The organism is Arthrobacter sp. D1-29, assembly GCF_054130585.1.
In genome coordinates this window covers 4,987,868-5,012,263 of record NZ_CP096383.1, presented here as the reverse complement: position 1 = coordinate 5,012,263, position 24,396 = coordinate 4,987,868, and the positions used below count along the sequence as shown (strand labels likewise).

Below are 24,396 nucleotides of genomic sequence, written 5' to 3'. Positions count from 1 at the left end.
TGTAGCGGGGTTGGTTGAAAAGGTGCTGGTGGAAACGGAATTGGTTGGCAGCGGTGGTGGCTAGGCGATGAGGTCAAGGTGTTTTGAAAGGACCTCGGCAGTAAGGTCCTTCCCTGCCAGGTACCGAACAAGTTCGTCCATGGCAACGTCCGACATGCGGCGGGTTTCGGTGCCCAGGGAGCCGGCGATATGCGGAGTTATCACCACATTTGGGAGGTCATAGAGCACGGATCCGGCCGGCAGCGGTTCGGGTTCTGTCACGTCCAGAATCGCGTGGAGCCGGCCGGTGGTACATGCCGCTTCCAGGGCCTTTGTATCCACGAGCGATCCCCGGGCAGTGTTGATGAGGGTGGCATGGTCCTTCATTGCGGCGAGCTGTTCCGCGCCGATCATGTGGTGCGTTTCCGGGAGCGCGGGGGCGTGGATGGTGACAATATCGGAGGTCTGCAGCAACTCCTGCAGCGTGACCAGCCGCGCGCCTGCGGCCGCCACGGTGTCAGGTTCGGCATACGGGTCCGAGACAAGGCAGGTGACGTCCTGCAGTTGCTGGACGAGCTGGACAACCCGGCGCCCGATCCGGGAGAAGCCGACGACGCCGATGGTCCGGCCAACGTTGCCGAGCTCGCCGTAGGCGGTTGAGTACGTCCAGTCCTCCCGCGCAATGCGCGAAGCGTTCGCCAGGACCTGTGCTTTCTTGCCGGCCAGGACGATGGACGCGAACGTAAACTCCGCCACAGGTATGGCATTCGCTTCCGCTCCGGTTGTCACCACGATCCCGCGCTCCCACAGTTCCTCGGTGACGAAGGAGCGGACGGAACCGGCACAGTGGAAGACGGCCCGGAGGCGGGGCATACGGTCGAGTGCCTCGCGGTCCAGCCGGGGTACGCCCCAGCTGGTCAGCAGGACTTCGACCTCGGGCAGGCGGGCAGCAACCTGAGGGTCGGCCAAGCTGTCTGCCCAGTGAGGTGTGTCCAGTTCCACCAGGCCGCCGAGCCGCTCCAGGCGGCTGGAATCGAACTGGTCATTCAGGGTGGACCGGTTCATCAGCAGAAGCGCTTTGGGTTTCCGCGGCATTGCCTCTGGCCGTCCTTTCCGGGATCGTCCGGCCTGGACTACCCGGCCGTTTTATGTCTTGCATCACGTCTGGAAAGCAGTACATACTCATACTCACAAGAAATCAATCAGTTCAAACAGCATTGATCACAAACATTCAAGTTCGAACATTGCTGGTTTGCCGATTCTCAGAGGAAGGCGGGCCGGATGCCCACTCACGTGAGCGCTTCCCAGCCGGACGCCGACGAGCAGGTTGGCCGCGGGCAGCTGAAAACCCGGCACCCGAAAAACATATCCGCACGCGGAACCTTCCAGGGACCGCTGGCGGCCGCCTGGGGAACTGAAGCCACACAGGACGCACTGCTCAGGACACTGCGGGGTGGCCGCGAACGCCTGGCCAACAGGGAAGCAGAAGGGCAGAAAACGTGGCCGACCGGGACGGCACTGGCGGGTTTGCAGGGGGAGGCGGAAGCCGAACGCAGTGCCCCCTGGCCTCAGCCCCTGCTCTCCCACTACGCCCGGTACTTCAGGGACGGCAACCGGACAGCTTACGAGGACCTGGTGGCGGCCAGGCAGCAGCGGCTGACCCGGGCGGTGGTCATGGCCTGCCTGTCCCGACGCGTCGAACAGGGCGCCGAGCCGGGCGACGGGCCAAGCACAGAGAAGCCCGGGGAGCCGGACTCCGTGGCAGCCTTCAACGAATGGCTGGACGACGTCATTGATGGCGCGTACCTGCTCTGTGAGCAAAGTTCCTGGTGCTGGGCCGCCCACGAGGACGCCTATCATCGGCTGGGACACGTGGTCCCGGAACGATCAGAGCCCTATCTGGACCTCGGGGCAGGAGAAGTTGCTGCCCAGTTGGCCTGGCTGGACCTGCTCCTGGGTGACCAACTGGACCAGCGGGCCCCCGGCCTGCGCCGCCGGATCCGCGGGGAGGTCCTGGATCGCGTGGTCCGCCCCTTCCTAAACCGCCATGACTGGCACTGGCTGGGCCTGGACGGCGACGTCCACAACTGGAACCCCTGGATCCACTCCAACGTGATTGCTGCCGCCGTCGTCCTCGTGGACGATCCCGGGCTGCAGGCCAAAACTATCGCCCTGGCCATTGAAGGACTGGACCGCTTCCTGGCATCGATGCCGGCGGACGGCGCCGTCGACGAAGGCTTTTCGTACTGGTGGAACGGAGCCGGGCGGGCCCTGGAAGCGCTGGCCGTCCTGGAGGACGCAACGGCAGGAAGGCTCGACGGCAACATCCCGGTGGTCCGGGAACTGGTGGCCTTCCCGCACCGCATGCACCTTGGCCACGACTGGTACCTGAACGTGGCGGACGGTCCGGCCAAGGGTGGTACCGACCTCCCCTGGGACCTGGTCCGGCGGTGGGGCGAACGGCTTGGGGACCATAACGCCGCACGCCACGCGACGGCCCAACGCACACAACACAGCACGGCACCACAGCCGGACGTCCTCGATGTTCGGCGTGGGCTGGGCAGGACACTGCGGGCGCTCGCGGACGCCGGGCAACGGAAGGGAACCGGCGGCGAGGGGATTCCGGAACCGCCCGCACCGCCATTAATCGGCTTCACCTACTTGGAATCGGTGCAGATCATGCTGGCCCGCGAAAATCCAGGCCGGACCGATGGCCTGGTCCTTGCTGCCAAGGGCGGCCACAATGGCGAACACCATAACCACCGGGATGTTGGCTCTGTGGTGGTGGCCGTGGACGGCGTGCCGCTGCTGGTGGACGCCGGCCAGCCCACGTACACCGCCCAAACGTTCGGCCCGGACAGGTACGCCATCAGGGCGATGCAGAGTGCATGGCACAACGTCCCTGCCCCGTTCGGCCTGGAGCAGGGCACCGGCCGGAAGTTCGCCGCAGCCGTGCAGGAGGCGCCCACCCCGGAGAAACCGCGGCTGGTCCTCGGGCTGGGGGAAGCATACGGGCTGGGCCCCGCCAACCGCTGGGTACGTTCCGCGTCACTGGTCAGGGCTTCGTCGCCGCCGAACCCTGCCGGCAACGGGGCCTCCGAGAGGAGAAAAGCCCGGGTGCTGATTGAGGACCGCTGGAACCTGCCGTCACCAAACCCTGCCGTCAGCAGAACCCCCGAGGCTCCCTCCGGAACCCCCGACGTCGACATCCACTACCTGCTCTCCGGAACCGTGACGATGGGCCCGGTCGGGACGGCAACCATCCGCCCCAGCAGAATTCCCGGCGGAGTTCCCGGCAGGACTCTTGAGCGGACTCCGCGAGGGATGGCAACCATCCGCCCCAGGGAAATTCCTGACGGAGTTCCAGGCAGGGTTCCCGGCGGAACTTCCATCGCGACTCCCGGCGGGATTTCCCACCTCATTCCCAACGAAGACCGGCGCGGCGGGCTGCTGCGCTGGGAGCCTGCAGCCGCCGTCGTACTGGTGGACGAGTGGCTCCTCGATGATCCCCTCCTGGCAAACATCTGGGGCAGCAAACTGACCAGGCTCCGGTTCCGGATGCCCGCACACATGCGCGCCGCCGGCGCGTTCACCCTGACTGTGGAGGCCAATGATGAGTCCTGAAGGGACCGCGGAACCGGCCGGCAGGTCACTCTTTTCGCTGCAGCGCCGGGAGCGGCTGATGGAGGAGTTGCGTGCCCACGGCTCCATCACGGTGCGGGGGCTGGCGGCTGAGCTGGGTGTGAGTGAGCTGACCATCCGCCGGGATGTGAACCTTCTGGCCGAGGAGGGCCTGGTGTCGCGGGTTCACGGCGGCGCCACTCTGCCCAGCCCGCTGGACAGATCGGCTTCCAAAGCACGCCACCAACATTCACACAGGTACTCGATCGGCATGGTGGTCCCGTCCCTGGACTACTACTGGCCCCAGGTCATCAGCGGCGCCCGTGCGGAGGCCGAGGAACTGCAGGCAAGGATTGTGGTCCGCGGTTCAAGCTACGACGCCGCGGACAACCGCCGGCAAGTCCAGGCGTTGCTGGACACCCAGAATCTCGATGGCCTGATCGTGGCGCCGGATATGACGGGCGAGGGAGGCCACGAACTGCTGCGGTGGCTCAACGCCCTGCCCCTTCCGGTGGTGCTGGCAGAGCGGCGCGCACCGACGGACACTCCCGCCCACCGCCTGGAGTGGGTGGCCACGGACCACGCCTTCGGGGCCGGAATGGCCACCCGCCACCTGTGGCAGGAGGGGCACCGCAAGATCGGCTGCATGACCGATTCATCCAGCCCCACCAGTTCGCACGTGGTCCGGGGCTGGCGCCAGGCACTGGCCGCCCTGCGGATCCCGCTGGAGGAGTCGGTCAGCGAGGATTCGGCCGAGGTGGCGGCGGGGAACCGTGCCGCGCATTTTGACCGCATCCTGGAGTGGTGCCGGGAAACCGGGACCACTGCCATGCTGGTTCATTCGGACACCCAGGCCGTCGCCTTTGTGCAGCATTGTGTGGACCGCGGCGTCCACGTTCCCGGCGGCATGGCGGTGGTGGGGTACGACGACGAAGTGGCCTACCTGGCCGAGCCCGCCATTTCCGCGGTCCGGCCGCCCAAGCAGTATGTGGGACGGGTGGTGGTCCAGCTGGTCACCGCACGGCTGGCCGAGGGCCGGAAACGTCCGGTGCACAGGATCCAGCTGAACCCTGACCTGATTGTCCGTGAATCCTCGCTGGGCGGTCCCCGCACCCCGGCAGAGGCCGGGGACCAGGCCGTCCCCGCCGCAGGCATGGCCCCCGCAACCTGACTTTCCTACCTTCCAAGGACCAACGTTGATGACTATCCCGCAGACTGTCCCGCCGCTGAATCTTCCCGCCGAAAACCGGGAGCTCTCGCCCCACACCGGCCTCACCAGGGAACACTGGTGCGCCTACGCCGATTTCCTGCTGCGCTCGGCCCACCGGTTCGCGACGGATGACCACGCGAACATCCACCTGCCCGGGGCCAACAGCGCCTATGGTCCCCGCAGTGATTCCCTGGAAGCCTTTGCCCGCACGTTCCTGCTGGCGTCCTTCCGGATGGCAGGGGAGCCTGAGCGTACCGGCTGGCTTGCGGAGTGGTACGCCAAGGGCCTGGACGCGGGAACCGATCCGCGCTCGCCGGACCGCTGGCCCACCCCCGCGGAACTGGGGCAGGCCAAGGTGGAGGCGGCCTCGCTGGCCGTGGGCCTGGCGCTGACGCGGGAGCAGCTGTGGGACAAGCTGCCCGAGCGCGTGAAGGAACAGCTCATCGCCTGGTTTGAGACGGTGATCGGCGGCGACTACCCACCCATCAACTGGGTATGGTTCCAGATCGTGGTGGAAACCTTCCTGGAAAGTGTGGGCGGCAAGTCCTCCGCCGCGGACATCGAGGCCGGGCTGGCGGTCCACGATTCCCTTTACCGCGGCCATGGCTGGTTTGCGGACGGCCCGGAGCGCGCCTACGACCACTACGTGGGCTGGGCCTTCCACGTCTACCCTCAGCTCTGGGCCCTCATGGCGCCGGAGGACCCCCGGATAAAGGCCCGCGGAACCCTCGACGGCGACCGTCTTGCGGACTACCTCGACGACGCCGTCCACCTGGTGGGCGCCAACGGCTCGCCCCTGATCCAGGGACGCAGCCTGATCTACCGGTTTGCTGCCGCCGCGCCGTTCTGGGTGGGCGAGCTCTCCGGGCATTCCCGGCTTTCGCCGGGCACCAGCCGGCGGGCCGCCTCCGGGATGCTGGACTATTTCACCCGCCACGGCGCCATCAACAGCGAGGGCCTGCTTTCCATCGGCTGGCACGGCGAATTCAGCGGCATGAAGCAGTCCTACTCCGGCGCAGGGTCACCCTACTGGGCGGCCAAGGGGATGCTGGGCCTGGCCCTTCCGGCGAGCCACCGCGTGTGGACTGCCGTGGAGGAGCCGCTGCCGGTGGAGTCCGGCGACACCAGCCGGCTCATTTCCGCTCCGGGCTGGATGGTGAACGGCACACGGGCGGACGGCATCGTCAGGGTCACCAACCACGGCACGGACCATGCGCGCAAGGGGGACCGGCTGACGGACTCAGCCCTCTACGCCAGGCTGGGGTACTCCACCCACAGCTTCCCTGACCTTTCGTCGGAATCCATGGATAACGCCGTCGTGCTGGTGGACGACGCCGGCCGCCTCACCCACCGCACCGGCTTTGCAACGCACCACCTGGCCGCCGCCGACGGCAGCCTGGAGGGATCATCCGGTGGCCCGGTTAGCTGGATATCCTTGCCAGGCGCCGCGGGTCCGGACCATGGGAGCGGCGTTGCCGGGCTGGTGACGCCAGGGCCGGAAGTGACGGTCAGTTCCTTCACCAGCGGCCCGGTGGAGGTGCGGCTGGTCCGGCTCCGCGGAATGGCTGACTGCCCGCCGGCGCGCCTCCGGATCGGGGGCTGGCCGCTGGATCCGGCGTCGGAACTCTTCAGTTTGGTGGTGCCGCTGGAGCAGGGAGAGGCGCTCGACGACGCCGGCAGCCTGGTGCGGGAGGAACCGCAGCCCATGGGGACAGGCCTGGTTGTGCCCTGGGCGGGGACGTCGGGACCCGCATCAGATGGTGTGTACGGGGTGGTGGTGGGTTTCGGCGGAAACGATGTTCCGGCTGCCGTTGAGGCTGCGCGGCTGGCGAAGGTGCCATCGCTGCGTTGGCAATCGCTGGCGGAGCGATGATGCGCCGGGCATAGGCGGGTTTCAGCACTGGCGCCGGGCTCTAGAATCAATGCTGACGGAAGGTGGTCCGCCAGTGAAGGACACTGATGCCGGAATGCAGGGAACAGTGCTGCAGGAGCGCTACAGGGTGGGTGAGGTACTGGGCCACGGCGGGATGGGCACCGTGTACCGCGGTACTGATCTGGCGCTGGGGCGCGACGTGGCCCTCAAGATTTTCCGCGCCGACGTTGCGGACGCGGCTGAGCTCAGCAGGCAGCAAAGCGAAGTTCGTTTGCTTGCCCGGCTGAACCATCACGGCCTGGTGACACTGTTCGACGCCGGCTCCCTCGTCCAGGGGCAGAGGGACGTTCCCTTCCTGGTGATGGAGCTGATCCCGGGGATCGACCTCCACCGTCATTTGCGGGCAGGCCCTCTGACGGGGACGGAAGCAGCACGGATAGGGGCGGAGCTTTCTGAGGCGCTGCAGTACATCCATCACCATGAGGTGGTGCACCGTGACGTTAAACCGGCCAATATCCTGCTGGCCCGCTATGGCTCTGATACGACCATCAGGGCAAAGCTCGCGGACTTTGGCATCGCCCGGATGCTGGACGGCACTCGGCACACCGCCACCAACATGATTCCAGGTACAGCCGCTTACCTGAGCCCGGAACAGGCCAGCGGGGAACCGGTGGGTCCGCCAGCGGACATCTATTCATTGGGCCTGGTGCTGCTGGAGGCCCTTACCGGGAAAGCGGAATTTCCGGGCCCTCCGCTTGAGGCCGCTGTGGCCCGGTTGTCCAGGGCCCCGGTTGTACCGGCTGCGTTGGGCAACCGGTGGAAACCGCTGCTGACCGCGATGACTGCGCGCGATCCTGACATGAGGCCGGATGCAGGAACAATCGCCACGGCCCTCCACGACGGCGGGGACTGGCGCACGTTGTCCGGGCCGGTGGATCCCGCGGGCACTGTGGAAACACCGGGTCCGCAGGGAACCTTGATCCTGGGCGCCGGCCAAGGGCAAAGCCCTGATGCGGCAGCGCCAGGTGGTTGGGAAGGAGGAGTGCTGCCGGCTCTTTCCAGCAGCGAGATAACCAACGCCACGTCCTGGCGTCCGGCTCCTCCGCAGCCGCCGGCGCGCAAGCCGGCCTCCGGCAAGCCTGCCTCCGTCCCCCGGGAGCAGGTTTCGCCGCGGCGCTGGGGAAAGCTGCTCCGCAACACCGGCCGCCGAAAACTATGGATCATCGGGGCGTTGGTTGTGGCTGTGGCTGTCTTCATCGCCATTGTGCTCCTGAATTCAGTGCCTCCGTCGGGTCCTGGCCCTGCAAATGCTCCCGAACCGGTCATTCCAGGGCAGATGGGCGAGCACTTCAAGGAACTGGAAGAGAGTGTGAAGCCATGACCGCCGTTCAACGCAGCAACGTGTTGGTTCCTGACTCCGGACTGGGGCCCGTCGGTCCTCCCCGCAGACGCCGTTTCCTTCGTCGGGCCGTCATGTTCTTGCTGGCGGCCGCCCTCTTGGCTGGTTGCGCCGGTGCGCCTGAGCTGGACGAAGAGGCGGCTGGAAAGTTCCAGGCGCGGGTTGTCGCAGCGAAGCAGCTCGCCGCGGAACAGGAGTTCCATGGTGCCGTGGCTGAACTGGAGCAGCTGGGCAATGAAGTGCAGGCTGCCGGAGACCAGGGACGCCTGTCACAGGAGAGGCGGTCCCGGATCGAGGCCGCAATTGCCAAGGTCAGGGCCGACCTGGACGCTGCCATTGCCGCTGCCGAACGCCCCACACCCAGCCCATCTGTCTCCTCTGCTGCACCCCAGGAGGATGACGGGAAGGGCAAGGACGAGGACGGGAAAACTGAAGACGGCAAGGATGAAAACAAAAATAAGGGGAAGGACGACTGACCCCTGGCAATTCCGTTCGCAGTTTGGGCGCGGAGTCTTGAGGAGAACTTGAGCTATTGCCGTCACCATCTTGAGAACTCCGTGCAAATATTGCGTCGGCAACACACGGCGGCGGGGGTCGGAACAAACGACTCCGCTCCGGACGTGACCGGCCGGGACCCGTCTTTCGCTGGGGGCTGACGGGCAGCGGTGGTGGGGCGACGCTCAAGCAGGCGGGCGTTGCCCAACCGAGCGGGGCTCCGCCGGTCGAACACCGCCCTGGCCACTCCTTCAGCGTGCGGTGAGCCGGTACACAGACACGTGGCTGCGGGATTCTGCGGTGAACTCGCTGCGGTCCCAGTCCGCCCACCGGGACTCCAGCTCAAATCCGGCCAGCTGCGCCATAAGGTCGAGCTCGCTGGGCCAGATGTAACGGTGAGGTGTGCGCGAGATCCTTGCTTCCCGCCCGTCGGACAGTTCCGGGCCGAACTGCACGTGGTGGGAGATGACATGCTGGTGCAGCACGTCATAGGTATCCACCAGGAGATAGCCCGGCTGGCTCACCTCCACGGTTCCGCCGTGCCCAGGGGGCAGGGAACGCAATTGCGGCACCCAAAGCTCGATGACGAAGTGCCCGCCGGGGGCAAGATGACGGGCGGCGTTCTGGAAACAGCGGACCTGGTCCTCCTGTGACAGGAGGTTGGCGATGGTGTTGAACACCAGGAACGCAAGCGAGAATTCCCCGCCCGCCGTTGCCTCTGTCATGTCCCCCTGGACCACGGGAATCCTGTCCTCTCCAACCTTCTCGCGCAGCCGGGAGATCATCGCGTGGGACAGCTCGATTCCGCTGACCCGGACCCCTGCCTCGTAGAGGGGGATGGCGACACGGCCCGTGCCGATGGCGAACTCAACGGCCGGGCCGTCGCCGGCGAGCCGTGACAGGACCTCCACCGTAGGGGCCAGTACCTCGGGCGAGAACATCCCCTCCCCGGGCGTGTCGTACTGTTTCGCTGCCTCGTCGTCCCAGAGCTGTTGCTGGTTAATCATCCGGCCACTATTCCAGCCGGGCGGGCCGGGCATCCAGAGGCACTCCACATAAGCCTTCCAGATCAACAAAAACCGCCATCCAAATCGGCAAGTCCCACGGTCCAAGGGCCATTTTGGTGGGCCTTCGAAGCCAGCTGGCATGCGGCGGCAGGGCCGTGTCCTGGCTCACATCAGACTATTGACAAGGGTTAGAATAAGCAATAGCGTAAGCCCGAGCCGGACCCGTTCGACCCTTTTCATCGACTGATCCACCGACTGGGTCCAGCAACCAGATTTCAGAAAAACGTTGCCGGCGCTGGCGCCGGCCATTCGAAAGGGAATGCAATGAAGCTTCTGGAAACCAACCTCTCCCGCCGCAATGTCCTGGCCGGGCTCGGTGCCTCCGCCGTCGGGATCATCACGCTGACAGCCTGTGGCGGTTCCGCTGCCCCGGCGTCGTCCGGTCCCAAGGAATTCGTGATGACGGTCTGGGGCGGCGACCCGGACAAGGCCGCGTACCAGGCGCGGCTGGACCTGGCGAAGGCAAAGTTCCCGGACTACAAGATCACCCTTCAGATCATTCCCAACAAGGACTACGCGCAGAAGGTCCAAACCATGATCTCCGGCGGCACCGGACCGGACATCATGCAGGTGGCCGAAGACGCCAACGCGTACAGCTCCAAAAACCAGCTGCTGCCGCTGGATGAGTACATCTCCGGCGCTTCACTGGACCTCCCCGGAACGTTTGGCCCGGTGGCCGAGAACTGGAAGTACAAGGACAAGACCTACGCCGTTCCCGACCGGGCCGGCGCCATGATCCTCTACTACAACAAGGGCGAGTTCGAGAAGAAGGGCATTGGCGCCCCCACCGCTGAATGGACGTGGGATGACCTGCTCTCGGCCGCCAAGGAACTCACCGGGGACGGCGTCTTCGGCTACGGCGGCACCGAATGGTGGCCCATCTGGATGTCCTTCGCCTACCAGAACGGGGGCCACATCATCGACCCCTCCAGCGGCAAACCCACGGTGAACACCCCCGAGGTCATCGAGGCCCTCCAGTTTTGCCAGGACCTGCTGTACAAGCACAAGGTGGCGCCCTCCAAGGTGGACTACGCCAACATGGGAGCCGGCGTGGGCGGCGACGCAGCCTTCGCCTCGGGCAAGGTCATGATGAACAGCACTGGCTTCTGGAACATCGGAAACCTCGCCAAGCAGGACAAGGTCATCTGGGATGTCGCCCCCATCTGGCGCGGCAAGGAAAAGGCCATCGCGGCCTTCGGGTCCGGCCTGGCGGTGTCCCGCAGCAGCAAGAACCCGGCCGACGCCTTCAAGATCATCGAGTTCATGACCTCCGCCGAGGGCCAGAAGCCCATCATGGACCTGGGGCAGGACGTTCCCGCCCGGCAGGACCTGCAAAAGAGCCAGGAGTTCCTGAAGCCGGCTTGGCTCAAGGCAGACGTCGATATGCAGGTGTTCCCGGATTCGGGCCCGTCCATCTTCAAGCCGCCGTTCATCCCGGAGTGGAATGAAATGCAGAAGGCCATGACGGACGCCATGGCGGATTTCTGGCTGGGCAAGTCCGATGCCGCTGCCACTGCGGCCGACCTTCAGAAGCGCCTCGAATCAGTCGTCAAGGCCTAGGAGCGCCGGAACTGTCATGACTACGGTTGAGCAAACTGTCCCCGCTCCGGCCGCGGCGCCGGAGCGGGGCGGAACCCCGCCCAAGCCAAGGGCCAGGCCCAGCTCCATGCGGCGCAAGGAAGCCAGGTTCTTCTGGCTCTTTATCTCGCCCTGGATCGTCGGGTTTATGGTCTTCCTCCTGGGGCCCATGCTGGCCTCTGTCTACCTTTCGTTTACTGACTGGGATTCCTTCACGGACCCCAACTGGGTGGGATTCGCCAACTATGCCCGGCTGCTGACGGAGGACGAGGTGTTCCACAAGTCGCTCTGGAACACCTTCTATTTCGCCTTCTTCTCCGTTCCGCTCGGCATGGCCATCGCCCTGTGGCTCGCGGCCCTGCTCAACAAGAAGGTGCGGGCACGCAAGGTCTTCCGCACCCTGGTCTACCTGCCCCACCTGGTTCCCATCGTCGCCGTCGCCCTGATCTTCCAGATGGTCCTTGCCCCCGACGCCGGCCCGCTCAATAAGTTCCTGGCTGTTTTCGGCGTCGACGGCCCTGCCTGGCTTTTCGATTCCGACTGGGTCAAGCCCGCCATCATCCTGCTTTCGCTGTGGCAGGCAGGCGGCGCCACCGTCCTGCTCCTCGCCGGCATGAAAGGCATCCCGCAGGAGTTTTACGAGGCAGCGGAGATCGACGGCGCCTCCTCCAGGCGGCAGTTCTGGAGCATCACTTTTCCGCAGCTGACCCCCATCATTTTCTTCAACCTGATCATGGGCATCATCGGTGCATTCCAGGTGTTCGCCCAGGTGTACATCCTCACCCAGGGCGGGCCGGACAACGCCAGCCAGATGGTGGTCCCGCTGCTCTTCACCGAAGCCTTCCGGAACTACCGCATGGGTTACGCCTCGGCCATCTCCTGGGTGCTGTTCCTGATTGTGATGGCGCTGACGGTGCTGGCCTTTGCCACGGCACGCAAGTGGGTTTTCTACGAGACTGAGGTGAAGAACTGATGGCCGAACTTAAGGTCTACAAAAGCTCGGCGTTCACGTACGCCTGGCTGCTGGTCGCCTCCGCGATCTTCTTCGCGCCCGTGGTCTTTGTAGTGTCCATTGCGCTCAGCAGCGACCAAACCGTCAGCACGGGCAGCTTCTCCCTGATCCCGGCGGAGTTCCGCTGGGAGAACTTTGTCCGGATCTTCCAGACCCAGCAGCCGGTGGGCAACTTCGTGATGAACTCGGTGATCATCTCGGTGCTCTCCACCATAGGGCAGGTGTTTTCGTCCGCCCTGGTGGGCTACGCCTTCGCCAGGCTGCGGGCCAAGGGTAAAAACATCACCTTTATGGTGGTGCTTGCCACCATGATGATCCCGGCCCAGATCACCATGATTCCGCAGTTCATCCTGTTCAAGGAGCTCGGCTGGATCAACACCTTCCTGCCACTGATCATCCCCAACTTCTTCGGCAACGCGTACAACATCTTCCTGATCCGGCAGTTCGTTTCGCGGCTACCGCTGGAAATGGATGAGGCGGCGATGGTTGACGGCCTGGGCTACTTCGGCATTTTCCGCCGGATTGTCCTGCCCATGATGACCCCGGTCCTGATCGCCGTTGCGATCTTCACGCTGACCTACACCTGGGGCGACTTTATGGGTCCCCTGATCTACCTCAACGAGGACACCAAGATGCCCCTGGCCCTGGGCGTGCAGCTGCTGACCAGCACCAGCCAGGAGCTCCAGACGCCCCCGTGGAACCTGGTAATGGTGGGCACCATCTTCCTGTCCCTGCCGATGATCATCATTTACTACTTCGGGCAGAGATACATGTACGAGATGAACATCTCCACTGGAAGCGCAGGGGTGAAGTAGCCATGAGTTCCGCTTCAGGCAGCGCCGTTACGTCCAGCACCATCACACCAGACAGCACCGTCACGTCTAACAGCACCGTCACACCAGGCAGCACTGTCATGCTCGACGGCGGCGCGCTGATGATCGACGGCGAAGCGCAGCTCCTGCTGTGCTCTTCACTGTTCTACTTCCGGCTTCCGCCGGAGCAATGGGAGGAACGCCTGCGGCTGGTCCGTGAATCGGGCTACCGTGCCGTGGACGTCTACATCCCTTGGAACTTTCACGAGACCGCGCCAGGCGTCTTCGACTTCTCCGGCCACCGGGATGTTGCCATGTTCCTGGATCTTGCCGCGGCCGAGGGCCTCTACGTGATGGCCCGCCCGGGACCGTACATCTGCTCAGAAGTGGACGGCGGCGGGCTGCCGGCCTGGCTGGGCCTGGATCCGGAGCTGAAAGTGCGGCAAAACGAACCCCGGTACCTGGAGCAGGCTTTGGGCTGGTACCGGACCGTGCTTCCACTCCTTGCGGAGCGCCAACACGGGCGGCGGGGCAGCATCATCCTGCTGCAGATCGAGAACGAGCTCGACTTCTTCGACTGCCTGGACCGCACGGGCTACATGCAGGCGCTCGCCGACGAGGCTGCCGGGGCCGGAATCACCGTCCCGGTCATCGCCTGCGCGGGCCAGGGGGATCTGCTGGCTGCAACAGGCGGCGCCTCCGGAGTGGTGCCCGCGGCCAACTTCTATCCCGATGACTCATCACCTGAGATTGAGGCCGAGGTCCTTGCCTACCAGCGTGAACTGGCGGCGCGTGGCTACCCCCTGCTGGTGACGGAGACCAACCGGCTGCACCTGACCCTGCGGCGGGAGCTGCTGGCCGGCGCCCGGCTCATCTCCCCCTACCTGCAGAGTTCCGGCTGGAACTTCGGCCTGAATCCCTCCAGCGGGAATTGGGGCAGCCCCGGAAACTTCATGACCCACAGCTATGACTTTGGCGGGTACGTCTCCTCCGACGGCGCACGGCGGCCTGAGTTCTTCGAAGGCCAGATCCTGGCCGGGGTCGTCAACGCCTTGGGCCCCAGGCTCGCGGCTGCGGTTCCCGTGCTCGACTCCCCGGTTGAGCTGGTGCCGGACTTCGCTACGTCCACGGTCCGACCCGTGCTCGCCCTGGCCGGCGGCGGTTATTTGGCCGGCCTGCCCAACCTCAGCGGGCAGCCAGGACAGTTGCAGGTCAAGACTGACAGCGGTGCCATGGCCGCCGTTGAGGTGCCGCCGGGAAAGTGCCCCCTGGTTCCGGTTGGCCTGCCCTTACAGGACTGGGGAGTCCCTGCCGTCCTGGAATTGGCGACGGCGGAACTGACCGGCGTTGCCAGGACGGCGGCTGGGCTTGAACTGACGTTTGCCGCCTCACCGGGTGCCGTGCTGATCGTCTCGGCGGTATTTGAGTCCACGCTGTCTGACTATGCGGTTTCTGGCTCCGCGGCATCTGATCCCGCAGTGTCTGACTCCGCGGTGTTCCTCAGCACAGCATTCCCGGGGACACCCACCGTCCAGGACGGCGAGGTCAGCTACAACGGAAACCAGCTGGTGGTGCAGCTGTCAGCCGGGCCGGGTTCAGTGGTTTTAGACGACGGCACCCAGCTTGCGTGGAGCATGGATTTGCCCCCAAGAGAAGTAATAACGGCGGCAGGGCACCCGGAGGAGCTGACGGATCAAACCGGCGGCGCCGCCGTCGGGCTTTCCGTGTTCGCGGCCGAAACGGCGGAACTCTACGGAGAAATCCCGGCGGCCCTGCACGCGGAGGCGCCGCCGCTGGAAGCGTTGGGGGTTTACGCCGGCCGCGGCAGGTATCGGGCGGCGGTGCCGGCAGGGTGCACCCAGCTCCTCGTCGCGGGGGCCGCAGACATTCTCGCACTCTCGTTCAACCCCGACGCCGGTGAAGCCACGCCGCTGGGCACGCTGACCCCGTTCGGGGCGGCGGCCGTCGTTGACCTGCCGGCCGGAGGGGGCGGCGAACTTACTGCCGACGTTGAGATCTGGGGGCACTCGAATTTTGACGACGCCAGGTTGCCTGCGCTCGCCATGGGTGCGCTCCGTGGCCCCGGAGCAATCATGGCAGTGACCCGGTCCACCGACGTCTCCAGCCTCTGGCGTGTCCATGGTGGCGGGCAATGGGCGGAGCCAGGCCGTGCACTTCGCCATTTCGGCGGCTGGAGCAGCTCCCGGCTGGGGGTGGGCATCCAGTACCGGAAGAGGATTGCGGCGCCGCCGGAGGAGGAGAACTATCTGCATTTTGCAGGGCTGGTTTCACCCATCACCGTACGTGTCGGAAACCTGGCACCGGCTGTGGTCGTCCCGGAAAACGCCTACCTGCGGCTGCCTCCCGTGACGGATGCGTGGGACGTTGAGGTGTCCTTTCCGCATGATCCGTCCAACGGCCCCGGCTTCGTCACGCTCCTGTCCGGCGCCATGCTCGGGGAGTACACTGTCCAGGCCCTTCCGCAGGAGCAGCTGGATGATCTGGCCCACGCCGCCGGAACCTTGGGCAGGTCCAGTCCCACCGGAGAAGCCGCCGGGACCGACTCAGGCATGGTGGAACTTCCGCTTGAGGTTCCTCCGGGCACTGCCTGCTGGGTGACCCCTGACCTGACCGGGCTCGAAACCGGCAGCGGATACTTTCTAAGGGCAGAGGGAACCGGGCTGATGATCAGCGCCTGGCTGGACGGCATCCGGCTGGGCCGCGTTATACCCGGCCAGCAGGATGACAGCAGCGGCCACCAGGATCACAGCGCTGGCCGCCAGGATGACAGTGCGGCGCCCTCAATGCGCGGCGGGGATCCCGGCGTCATCTGGCTTCCGGCGCCTATGATGAAACCGCAGGCCAGGCTCACGCTGCTCCTTGAAAGTCGCGGAACCACCGCGGGCCGGCTTGACTCCCTGCTGTGCCAACGGGCGCATAGCTGACCCTTATCGAACGTAGAAACAGACCATGCCGAAGAGAACCTCAAGGGACATCCGCAACGAGAGCCGGTTCGCGCTGCTCCGCGGCCTGTACTCACTCCGCACCGCCACCCGCCAGGAGTTGGCGGCCGCCACGGGCCTGAGCTTCGCCACCATATCCAACATCGTCGGGGAACTGATCGAGGTGGGAGTGCTAGTGGAGGCCGGCAGGGAGGACTCCGGCGGAGGGCGGCCCGTCACCCGGCTGAAAATATCCCCTGAACGCGGAGCCCTGGTGGGCGTGGACGTCGCTGAAACCTACATCCACGTGGACATCTACGATCTCGCCCTCGGGGTGATCGGCAAGGCCGAAAGCGAGCTGGCCATCGAGGAAAACGAGCCGGCCGCACTGGTCCGGCACGTGGCGGGCGTCATCGAACAAGCCGCAGCGGACGCCGGCATCACCAGGGACCGGCTCCTGCGGGCGGGGGTCAGCCTTCCCGGCCAGGTGGACCCCCAGCGCGGCGTGTCCGTCTTCGCGCCGAACTGGGACTGGCATGAAGTACGGATCCAGTCGCTGCTGTCCGAAGCCATCGGGCTTCCCGTGGACGTGGACAACCCGCTGCGCGCCATCGCCATTGCCGAACTCTGGTTTGGCGCGGGCCGGCTGGTGAACAACGTGGCCACCGTGAACCTGGGGACCGGCGTGGGGGCAGGCCTGGCGATTGACGGTGAGCTGGTTCGCGGAGCCAGCAACACGGCTGGTGAGTGGGGCCATACAACTCTGGTCTTCGACGGCCGCCTGTGCCGCTGTGGCCGCAGGGGTTGTGTGGAGGCCTACCTCGGCGTCCCTGGCCTGCAGCAGACCATGGCCGAAATCAATGCCTCCCACGATCTCCTCACGGGTGACCGCCAGCGCGAGTTCGTTTCGGATGTCGCCAAGGGGCTGTCCGACGGCGATGCCGACTGCCTGGAACTTATTGAGGTCACTGGGCGCTACTTTGCGGCGGCCCTGGGCAACCTGATCAATTTCATCAACCCGGACCACGTCAGTGTCCTGGGCTGGACAGCAGGAAGCATCGGCAAGGAGCTGCTGGACGTCACTGAGAAGTACCTGTCACAGGAGATGTTGCCCAGCGCCGGCCGCGCCGTCCAGGTGGGCCTGTCTACGGTGGCGGGAAATTCCGTCACGCTGGGCATGGCCACGCTGGCACTGGAAAGCTTCCTGGAACAGGTGGGGGTGCCCAGCCGGGGACGCACCGGGCCGGGAGCCACCCGGCGGGGCGCGAAACTTCCCGCAGGCGCGGAATAAGGCCTGGGAAAAAGGCCGGCGGCGGTTCCGCAATGGGAACGTCATCCGCAGACTGGAGAAATGCCTTCCCATGGCAGGTTTCCCCAGTTATTCTAATGGTTGAAATAAGAGATAGATTATGTAGATTTTGTCCGAGTCCTGGTGCCGGACGCTAAAGGAGAGTTACGTTCCATGAGGACTTTTGAAATCGGCAGCCAGGACTTCCTGCTTGACGGCGAGCCGTTCCGGGTCCTGTCCGGTGCAATCCACTACTTCCGGGTCCACCCGGACCTGTGGGCAGACCGCATCCACAAGGCCAGGCTGATGGGCCTGAACACCATCGAGACGTATGTGCCCTGGAATGAACACTGCCCTTTGCCGGGAGTTTTTGCCTCGGAAGGACAGCTGGACCTGGGCCGGTTCCTTGACCTGGTGGCGGCAGAAGGCATGCAGGCCATTGTTCGGCCCGGCCCCTTCATCTGTGCGGAATGGGACAACGGCGGGCTTCCGGCCTGGCTTTTCAACGACCCCAGCGTAGGAATCCGGACCAGCGAACCGGGCTACCTTGCCGCCATCGACAGCTTCTTCCAAGCCATACTGCCCATCGTGGTGGCGCGGCAGATCAGCCGGGGCGGACCCGTCATTATGCTGCAGATCGAAAACGAATATGGTGCGTACGGGAAGGACAAGGCGTACCTGCAGCACCTCGTGGACCTGGCGAAACGGGAAGGCGTGGACATTCCGCTCTTCACCTGCGATCAGCCATTCGGCACCATGATCGAAGACGGCTCGCTTCCTGAACTGCACAAGACGGCCACTTTCGGCTCACGGGCCACGGAGCGGTTGGCGTTCCTCCGTGAGCACCAGCCTGACGGACCGCTGATGTGCGCGGAGTTCTGGAACGGCTGGTTCGACAACTGGGGCACCCACCACCACACCACCAACGCCGCCGCGTCCGCAGCCGAGCTGGATGCCCTGCTGGCCGCGGGAGCGTCCGTGAACATCTACATGTTCCACGGCGGCACCAACTTCGGGTTCACCAATGGCGCCAATGACAAGGGCATTTACGAGCCCACCATCACCTCCTACGACTACGACGCACCGCTGACCGAGGACGGCTTCCCCACGGAAAAGTACTTCGCCTTCCGGGACGTCATCGCCAAGTACTTCCCGGTGCCGGCGGAACGTCCGGCCAGCCGCCGGGAGGCCCCATCGGAAAGCATTTCGGTGACCAGCTCCGTGTCCGTCCTGGATTGCCTCGACGTCCTGGGCGCTCCCGCCCGTGTGGAAGGGCCGGCGCCCACTACCGAAGACGCCGGGCACTACCGCGGCTTCACCATGTACAGCACGGAACTTGTTTGCGGCGGCGTCCTGACCGTTGGCGAGGTCCGGGACCGTGCACAGTTCTTCCTGGACGGCCGTCCCGTGGGCGTGCTCAGCCGCGAATTGGGCGAACGGGCCATTGCCCTGCCGTCCGGCGGCCGCCTTGAGGTCCTGGTGGAGGACCAGGGCCGGGTCAACTACGGCCCCCGGATCGGGGAGTTCAAGGGCCTGATGGCACCGGTGAAGCTCGACGGCGTTGAGCTCCTGGAGTGGGACATCCGGCCGTTGGATTTCGGGAACCTGGGCGGACTCCGTGCGGCAGCCGGATTCCCGGGCGGATCCCTCGATGGCCTTGTGGCAGGGGAGGGCGGCGTCGCTGGGGATGGGGTAGACGCCGGGAAAGATGCCGCGGGCAGGGAAGGCACCGGGGACAAGGAACGCGCCGGGCAGGGTGGCGTGCCCGGGCCCTCAGTCTCCTTCGCAGACTTCGAGGCGGACGGACCCGGGGACCGGTACCTCCGGCTGGACGGCTGGACCAAAGGCAACGCCTTCATCAACGGCTTCAACCTGGGCCGGTACTGGAGCCGCGGACCGCAGAAGACCCTGTACGTCCCCGGCCCGCTGCTGCGTAAGGGAACCAACGAACTGGCCATCTTGGAACTGCACGGCAGCACCAGCCGGACAGTCCGGTTCGTGTCCGGACCGGACCTCGGACCCTACGAAAAGTAGCTCACGCGCCGATGAGCCGGTCCCGGATAGCCACCGCGGCAGCCGCGGTGCGCGAGTGCACCCCCAGCTTGTCGAAGATGTGACTCACGTGACGGTGGACGGTGCGGTCGCTGAGGAAAAGCCGGTCCGCGATCTCATGGTTGGACGCCCCGGCCGCGACCAGGGCGAGCACCTCAAGCTCCCCGCTGGCACCCCCCGGGCCGGCGTGCTCGAGAAGATCCAGGCACTGGCGGGGGACAGCGCGGCACCGCGGAGCCACGAACCGTTTGCCGGCTTCACCCGCTGGTAAGGCTGGGCTCCGATGCTCGGCTCCGGCGTGGGCGCCCGCGTGGGCGCGCGCGGGCCCGTGGGCTTCTTCGCAGCAGGAGTGTGTGTTCAGACGGCTGCGTTTCGATGGGCTGTTTTGGCACGGGCTGCGTTCCAGAGCAGAAAGGGTGGGCGCTGAGCCGGAAAGGAGAGAGGTTTTTCTGGCCGCCGCAGCGTCTGCACAAAATTCCCTGCGCATGGCCTTGCGGGCGGGGGAGGAATGGCGTTCACTGATCCTGCATCCGCCGCCGTACCCAGGAGGAACAGATGACCAGCCAGGAAACCCAGCGCGAGATGTCCCGCACGGGACGGGAGTGGTTCAGGAATGCCGTGGTCTACCAGATCTACCCGCGGAGCTTCGCCGATTCGGACGGCGACGGCGTGGGCGACCTCCGGGGGATCATCGGGCGGCTGGACTACTTGCACCGGCTGGGGGTGGACGTCGTGTGGCTCTCCCCGGTGTACCGCTCGCCGCAGGACGACAACGGGTATGACATCAGCGACTACCGTGACATCGATCCGGTGTTCGGTGATCTGGAGACGCTGGACGAACTGCTCAACGGCCTGCATGCCCGCGGCATGAAGCTGGTGATGGACCTGGTGGTGAACCATACCTCGGACGAGCACCCCTGGTTCATGGAATCCCGTTCCGGCAAGGACAGCCCCAAGCAGGATTGGTACTGGTGGCGGCCGGCACGCGACGGCATGGAACCGGGCGCTCCGGGAGCCGAACCCAACAACTGGGGTTCCGCCTTCTCCGGCCCGGCGTGGGAGTACGACCAGGCCAGCGGGGAGTATTACCTGCACCTGTTCTCCAAGAAGCAGCCTGACCTGAATTGGGAAAACCCGGAGGTCCGGGCCGCCATCTACGACATGATGAACTGGTGGCTGGACCGGGGCGTGGACGGCTTCCGGATGGACGTCATCAACTTCATCTCCAAGGATCCTGCCTTGCCTGATGGGCCCAGGGCGGACGGCATGCTGTACGGCGACGGCGCTCCGCACTACATTTCTGGGCCAAGGATCCACGAGTTCCTCCAGGAAATGCATCAGGAGGTCTTCGAGGGCAGGGACAAGGATCTGCTGACGGTGGGGGAAATGCCCGGAGTCACGGTTGAGGACGCCCTTCTGTTCACCGATCCCGCGCGCGGCGAAGTGGACATGGTGTTCCAGTTCGAACACGTGGCGCTGGACCAGGAGGGTGGCAATAAGTGGCGGCCCAGGAAGCTCCAGCTCACAGACCTCAAGAAGTCCCTTGGCCGCTGGCAGGAGGCGCTGGGGGAGCGCGGCTGGAACAGCCTGTACTGGGGAAACCACGACCAGGCCCGCGCAGTCTCGCGGTTCGGGGATGACGGCCAGTACCGTGAGCTGTCAGCCAAGATGCTGGCCGCTGTCCTCCACCTGCACCGCGGAACCCCGTACGTCTATCAGGGCGAAGAGCTGGGCATGACCAACATGACGTTCGGCGCCATCAGCGACTACCGCGACATCGAGGTCCTCAACCACCACCGGGAAGCCACCACCCACCTTGGCCACACGGATGCCGAAGTCCTCGCCGCCCTGGCGCCACTGAACCGGGACAACGCCCGCACCCCGGTCCAATGGGACGCCAGCAGGCATGGCGGCTTCACTACCGGGTCCCCCTGGATCGCTGTAAATCCCAATGCCAACACCATCAATGCCGCTGCCCAGGTGGACGACCCGGATTCCGTGTACAACTTCTACCGCCAGGTCATTGCGCTGCGCCACACGGATCCGGTAGTGGCCGACGGCGATTTCACCATGCTCCTGCCTGAGGACCCGCACGTCTACGCCTTCCGGCGCTCGCTGCCGGGCGCCGAGCTTCTGGTGCTGGGCAATTTTTCCGGGGCGCCACAAACGGCCGACGTCGGGATCCCAGCCTGGTCAGATATCGTCCAGTCAGATGCCGTCCAGGTTTTAGGGAACTACCCGGCCTCCCCGGGATTTGAGCTTCGTCCGTGGGAAGTGAAGGTGCTGCGCCGGGAAGCGTAATCGCTGGTGGGCCCGCAGCCAGTCACGGCGCCAGCCGGTCGCCGGGATGGTGCACCCTGAACCATTTGTAACCATAACGGCCCAGCTCCACCGTGAAGGCGCCGTCGGGTTCCAAAGGCACATTGTCGCCGTCGAGCACGTCCAGCAGGACGGCACCCTTGTACGCTCGCGGCCCGGTGTCCTCCGGCCCTGCCCTGCCGGCGACTTTCACCGGGTCCTCGCCGAGGTTGTGCAGCAGCACCATGGTGGCGCCGTCCGAGCTGCAGGTGTGGGCGAAGACCGCAGGCTCCGGCTGGTCCATCATGGCGAAGTGGCCCCACCCCAGCTCCGGCGACTCACGGTACCGCTGCATCAGGATGGCCATAAAGTTCCAGAGGGAATCAGGATCCCGTTTGGCGGCCGCCGCACTGACATTCTCCGGCCCGTACTCGCCGCGCACCAGCGGAACCACCAGGTCTGAGGCCTTGGCATCCGAGAAGCCCCCGTTCTTCCCGTTGTTCCACTGCATCGGGGTTCGGACGGCGGCCCGGCTTTTCTGCTTCAGGTCCTCGCCCATGCCGATCTCCTCGCCGTACAAGAGCACAGGGGTCCCGGGCAGGCAGAACAGCAACGAATAGACCATCCGGATCCTGTCCGCATCACCGCCGAGCATTGGCGGCAGCCGGCGGCGCAGCCCGCGGCCGTAGATCTGCATGGATTTCTCGGGACCGAAGGCGGCGAAAACTTCCTGCCGTTCGGCGTCGCTGAGCTTGTCCAGCGTCAGCTCGTCGTGGTTGCGGACGAACATGGCCCACTGGTTGTCCGGGTGCAGGGCGGGCCTGCTTTTGAGGGTCTCGGCCAAGGGCCGGGCATCCTGTCGCGCCAGGGACAGGTAGAGGTGCTGCATGGACATAAAGTCGAACTGCATGTTCAGCTCATTGCCGTCGGGCCCGCCGAAGTATTCCAGCTGCTCCTTGTAGGGCAGGTTGACTTCGCCCAACAGCACCGCGCTGCCGTTCCGGCGGTTCACGAAGCTGCGCAGCGCCGTCAGGTACTCATGCGGATCAAGGTTCGCGGCCTCGTCCTTGGGCTGGCCGCGGGTTTCCAGGAAGAACGGGACGGCATCCAGCCGAAAGCCGTCCAGCCCCAGCTCAAGCCACAGGCCCATTGCCTTGGCGATCTCGTTCCGGACAGCCGGGTGGGTGACGTTGAGGTCCGGCTGGTGCTCCGCGAACATGTGGAGGTACCACTCGCCGGTGGCGTCATCCTTGGTCCACAGCGACGTTTGCTCCCCCGGAAACACCACTTCGGACGAGGTGTCCGGCGGAGTGTCCTTCCGCCAGACGTAATAGTCCCGGTAGGGGTTGTCCGTCGATTTCCGGGCTTCCTGGAACCAGGGATGCTGGATGGAGGTGTGGTTGACCACGAAGTCGGCGATGACCCGCATGCCCCGGTCCTTGGCCGCGCGGATGAACTCCACGAGGTCCCCCATGGTGCCCAACCGGGGATCTACGGTGAAGAAGTCAGTGACGTCATAGCCGTCATCCCGGTCCGGCGACGGGTAGAACGGCATCAGCCAGATGCATGTAACGCCCAGTGCTGCGAGGTAGTCCACTCGCTGGGTGAGGCCGGCGAAGTCGCCGGTGCCGTCGCCGTCGTCGTCGAAAAAGGTCTCCACGTCCAGGCAGTAGATGACCGAGTTCTTCCACCAGAGGTCTGAAGTTTCCGCGATCCTCATGGTGTGGCCGCCTTTGCCATGGTCTCGTTTGCCTGCGTCACTTTGACCGGATTCTCCCTTGCGACGGTCCCACGGAGCCGGGGAAGGACATCGGCTGCGAAAGCCTCAATGAAGGGTCCCTGCTCCTGGCCCACAAAATGCAGGTAGAGCTCCTCGAAGCCGAGCTCTCCGTAGCCGGCAAGCCACTCGGCATGACGGTCCAGGCTGGCCGAGACGTTGACGGATTTCCGCACCTGGTCCTCGCCCACGTGGCCGCTGACGCCGTCAAAATGCCCGGCGGTGGGGAGATCCCAGGGGATGGGCGGAGCGAAAGTATTGCTGCGCCACTGGTCCAGCGCCACCGCCGTTGCTTCTCTTTCACTCGGGGCCCAGGACAAATGCACCTGCAGGACTGCCTTTCCGCGGCCGCCGTTGTCCCGGTACGCGGCCAGCATGTCCTTCAGCTTCGCGGCCGACTGGTTGACTGTCACCAGGCCGTCGGCCCAGGAGGCGGCGCGGCGTGCGGTGTCCACACTGATGGCCGGCGCGATCAGGGGAGGCGGAGGCTCGGGAACGTCCCAGATCCTTGCCTGTTCAACGGTCACCAGGCCGTGGTGGGTCACTTCCTCACCGCGGTGCAGGCGCCGGATCACGTCCACACATTCCTCGAGCCGGCGCTGGCGGGTCTCCTTCGGCGGCCAGGCATCGCCGGTGACGTGCTCGTTCATGTTCTCCCCGCTGCCGGGGGCCATCCAGAACCTGCCGGGAAACATTCCGGCAAGCGTGGCAGAGGCGTGCGCGATGATGGCGGGGTGGTAGCGCTGCCCGGGTGCCGTCACCACGCCGAAGCTGAGGTTGGTGGTGGCCAGTGCAGCTCCCAGCCAGGACCAGGCAAAGCCGGAGTGTCCCTGCCTGGCGGACCAGGGCTCGATGTGGTCCGAGCACATGGCGGCGTCAAAACCCGCCTGTTCTGCGTGCTGGACGTCCTTGAGCAGCTGGGCGGGACTGATCTGTTCATGTGAGGCGTGAAAGCCGACGGTGACCATCGTTAAGGTCTACCGTCCGGCGGTG

18 protein-coding genes are annotated in these 24,396 nt (G+C 65.4%); 13 read left to right on the top strand and 5 right to left on the bottom strand.

Features of this window, described 5'->3' with window-relative positions:
• Nucleotides 1-60 precede the first annotated feature (60 nt).
• Complete coding sequence (locus tag M1E17_RS22800) at nucleotides 61-1,074, bottom strand: hydroxyacid dehydrogenase (RefSeq protein ID WP_457964389.1); 1,014 nt, start codon at nucleotides 1,072-1,074, stop codon at nucleotides 61-63.
• Between the two features lie 186 nt (nucleotides 1,075-1,260).
• Between M1E17_RS22800 and M1E17_RS22795 the strand changes: the two genes are divergently transcribed.
• From M1E17_RS22795 to M1E17_RS22775, 5 genes are all read left to right on the top strand, one after another.
• On the top strand, nucleotides 1,261-3,603 hold the full coding sequence (locus M1E17_RS22795) for a heparinase (protein WP_457964387.1): 2,343 nt from the start codon (nucleotides 1,261-1,263) through the stop codon (nucleotides 3,601-3,603).
• Nucleotides 3,590-4,771: a substrate-binding domain-containing protein gene (locus M1E17_RS22790; RefSeq protein ID WP_457964386.1), complete on the top strand. Its 1,182-nt coding sequence runs from the start codon at nucleotides 3,590-3,592 to the stop codon at nucleotides 4,769-4,771. The genes M1E17_RS22795 and M1E17_RS22790 overlap by 14 nt, the downstream gene beginning before the upstream one ends.
• Before the next feature lie 28 nt (nucleotides 4,772-4,799).
• Complete coding sequence (locus tag M1E17_RS22785) at nucleotides 4,800-6,683, top strand: DUF2264 domain-containing protein (RefSeq protein WP_457964384.1); 1,884 nt, start codon at nucleotides 4,800-4,802, stop codon at nucleotides 6,681-6,683.
• A gap of 73 nt (nucleotides 6,684-6,756) precedes the next feature.
• On the top strand, nucleotides 6,757-8,064 hold the full coding sequence (locus tag M1E17_RS22780) for a serine/threonine-protein kinase (protein WP_457964382.1): 1,308 nt from the start codon (nucleotides 6,757-6,759) through the stop codon (nucleotides 8,062-8,064).
• Nucleotides 8,061-8,558 carry a hypothetical protein gene (locus M1E17_RS22775; protein ID WP_457964381.1) on the top strand — a complete coding sequence of 166 codons (498 nt, stop codon included), beginning with the start codon at nucleotides 8,061-8,063 and terminating at the stop codon, nucleotides 8,556-8,558. Before M1E17_RS22780 ends, M1E17_RS22775 begins: the two co-directional genes overlap by 4 nt.
• Before the next feature lie 270 nt (nucleotides 8,559-8,828).
• Here the strand turns inward: M1E17_RS22775 and M1E17_RS22770 are convergent, their stop codons facing one another.
• Nucleotides 8,829-9,584: a class I SAM-dependent DNA methyltransferase gene (locus M1E17_RS22770; RefSeq protein ID WP_457964379.1), complete on the bottom strand. Its 756-nt coding sequence runs from the start codon at nucleotides 9,582-9,584 to the stop codon at nucleotides 8,829-8,831.
• A 324-nt stretch (nucleotides 9,585-9,908) separates the two neighbouring features.
• On the opposite strand from M1E17_RS22770, the gene M1E17_RS22765 reads away from it, so the two are divergent.
• From M1E17_RS22765 to M1E17_RS22740, 6 genes are all read left to right on the top strand, one after another.
• Entirely contained in the window at nucleotides 9,909-11,204 is a 1,296-nt protein-coding gene (locus M1E17_RS22765) for an ABC transporter substrate-binding protein (RefSeq protein ID WP_457964377.1), read from the top strand.
• Between the two features lie 16 nt (nucleotides 11,205-11,220).
• Complete coding sequence (locus M1E17_RS22760; RefSeq protein ID WP_457964375.1) at nucleotides 11,221-12,195, top strand: carbohydrate ABC transporter permease; 975 nt, start codon at nucleotides 11,221-11,223, stop codon at nucleotides 12,193-12,195.
• Complete coding sequence (locus M1E17_RS22755; RefSeq protein WP_457964374.1) at nucleotides 12,195-13,049, top strand: carbohydrate ABC transporter permease; 855 nt, start codon at nucleotides 12,195-12,197, stop codon at nucleotides 13,047-13,049. Before M1E17_RS22760 ends, M1E17_RS22755 begins: the two co-directional genes overlap by 1 nt.
• A gap of 2 nt (nucleotides 13,050-13,051) precedes the next feature.
• Nucleotides 13,052-15,991: a beta-galactosidase gene (locus tag M1E17_RS22750; protein ID WP_457964373.1), complete on the top strand. Its 2,940-nt coding sequence runs from the start codon at nucleotides 13,052-13,054 to the stop codon at nucleotides 15,989-15,991.
• 25 nt (nucleotides 15,992-16,016) lie between these two features.
• Nucleotides 16,017-17,279: an ROK family protein gene (locus M1E17_RS22745; protein ID WP_457964372.1), complete on the top strand. Its 1,263-nt coding sequence runs from the start codon at nucleotides 16,017-16,019 to the stop codon at nucleotides 17,277-17,279.
• Between the two features lie 171 nt (nucleotides 17,280-17,450).
• On the top strand, nucleotides 17,451-19,310 hold the full coding sequence (locus M1E17_RS22740) for a beta-galactosidase (protein WP_457964371.1): 1,860 nt from the start codon (nucleotides 17,451-17,453) through the stop codon (nucleotides 19,308-19,310).
• 1 nt (nucleotide 19,311) lies between these two features.
• Here M1E17_RS22740 and M1E17_RS22735 read toward each other — a convergent pair whose 3' ends face one another.
• Entirely contained in the window at nucleotides 19,312-19,443 is a 132-nt protein-coding gene (locus tag M1E17_RS22735) for a response regulator transcription factor (RefSeq protein WP_457967901.1), read from the bottom strand.
• On the opposite strand from M1E17_RS22735, the gene M1E17_RS22730 reads away from it, so the two are divergent.
• Together M1E17_RS22730 and M1E17_RS22725 are read left to right on the top strand one after the other, a co-directional pair.
• Nucleotides 19,390-19,599, top strand: coding sequence for a hypothetical protein (locus M1E17_RS22730; protein WP_457967970.1), 210 nt, complete (start codon nucleotides 19,390-19,392; stop codon nucleotides 19,597-19,599). The genes M1E17_RS22735 and M1E17_RS22730 overlap by 54 nt on opposite strands.
• Before the next feature lie 284 nt (nucleotides 19,600-19,883).
• Nucleotides 19,884-21,629 (top strand): glycoside hydrolase family 13 protein, encoded by a 1,746-nt coding sequence (locus tag M1E17_RS22725; protein ID WP_457964369.1) that lies wholly within the window; start codon nucleotides 19,884-19,886, stop codon nucleotides 21,627-21,629.
• A gap of 22 nt (nucleotides 21,630-21,651) precedes the next feature.
• Here M1E17_RS22725 and M1E17_RS22720 read toward each other — a convergent pair whose 3' ends face one another.
• Complete coding sequence (locus tag M1E17_RS22720) at nucleotides 21,652-23,346, bottom strand: alpha-amylase family protein (protein ID WP_457964367.1); 1,695 nt, start codon at nucleotides 23,344-23,346, stop codon at nucleotides 21,652-21,654.
• Complete coding sequence (locus tag M1E17_RS22715; RefSeq protein ID WP_457964365.1) at nucleotides 23,343-24,371, bottom strand: TIGR03885 family FMN-dependent LLM class oxidoreductase; 1,029 nt, start codon at nucleotides 24,369-24,371, stop codon at nucleotides 23,343-23,345. Before M1E17_RS22715 ends, M1E17_RS22720 begins: the two co-directional genes overlap by 4 nt.
• Nucleotides 24,372-24,396: the final 25 nt, after the last annotated feature.

What these genes read in the sequence shown, in the direction of transcription:
- M1E17_RS22800 (WP_457964389.1), bottom strand. Translation starts at nt 1,074, where the DNA reads ATGCCGCGGAAACCCAAAGCGCTTCTGCTGATGAACCGGTCCACCCTG.
- M1E17_RS22795 (WP_457964387.1), top strand. Translation starts at nt 1,261, where the DNA reads ATGCCCACTCACGTGAGCGCTTCCCAGCCGGACGCCGACGAGCAGGTT.
- M1E17_RS22790 (WP_457964386.1), top strand. Translation starts at nt 3,590, where the DNA reads ATGATGAGTCCTGAAGGGACCGCGGAACCGGCCGGCAGGTCACTCTTT.
- M1E17_RS22785 (WP_457964384.1), top strand. Translation starts at nt 4,800, where the DNA reads ATGACTATCCCGCAGACTGTCCCGCCGCTGAATCTTCCCGCCGAAAAC.
- M1E17_RS22775 (WP_457964381.1), top strand. Translation starts at nt 8,061, where the DNA reads ATGACCGCCGTTCAACGCAGCAACGTGTTGGTTCCTGACTCCGGACTG.
- M1E17_RS22770 (WP_457964379.1), bottom strand. Translation starts at nt 9,584, where the DNA reads ATGATTAACCAGCAACAGCTCTGGGACGACGAGGCAGCGAAACAGTAC.
- M1E17_RS22765 (WP_457964377.1), top strand. Translation starts at nt 9,909, where the DNA reads ATGAAGCTTCTGGAAACCAACCTCTCCCGCCGCAATGTCCTGGCCGGG.
- M1E17_RS22760 (WP_457964375.1), top strand. Translation starts at nt 11,221, where the DNA reads ATGACTACGGTTGAGCAAACTGTCCCCGCTCCGGCCGCGGCGCCGGAG.
- M1E17_RS22755 (WP_457964374.1), top strand. Translation starts at nt 12,195, where the DNA reads ATGGCCGAACTTAAGGTCTACAAAAGCTCGGCGTTCACGTACGCCTGG.
- M1E17_RS22750 (WP_457964373.1), top strand. Translation starts at nt 13,052, where the DNA reads ATGAGTTCCGCTTCAGGCAGCGCCGTTACGTCCAGCACCATCACACCA.
- M1E17_RS22745 (WP_457964372.1), top strand. Translation starts at nt 16,017, where the DNA reads ATGCCGAAGAGAACCTCAAGGGACATCCGCAACGAGAGCCGGTTCGCG.
- M1E17_RS22740 (WP_457964371.1), top strand. Translation starts at nt 17,451, where the DNA reads ATGAGGACTTTTGAAATCGGCAGCCAGGACTTCCTGCTTGACGGCGAG.
- M1E17_RS22725 (WP_457964369.1), top strand. Translation starts at nt 19,884, where the DNA reads ATGACCAGCCAGGAAACCCAGCGCGAGATGTCCCGCACGGGACGGGAG.
- M1E17_RS22720 (WP_457964367.1), bottom strand. Translation starts at nt 23,346, where the DNA reads ATGAGGATCGCGGAAACTTCAGACCTCTGGTGGAAGAACTCGGTCATC.
- M1E17_RS22715 (WP_457964365.1), bottom strand. Translation starts at nt 24,371, where the DNA reads ATGGTCACCGTCGGCTTTCACGCCTCACATGAACAGATCAGTCCCGCC.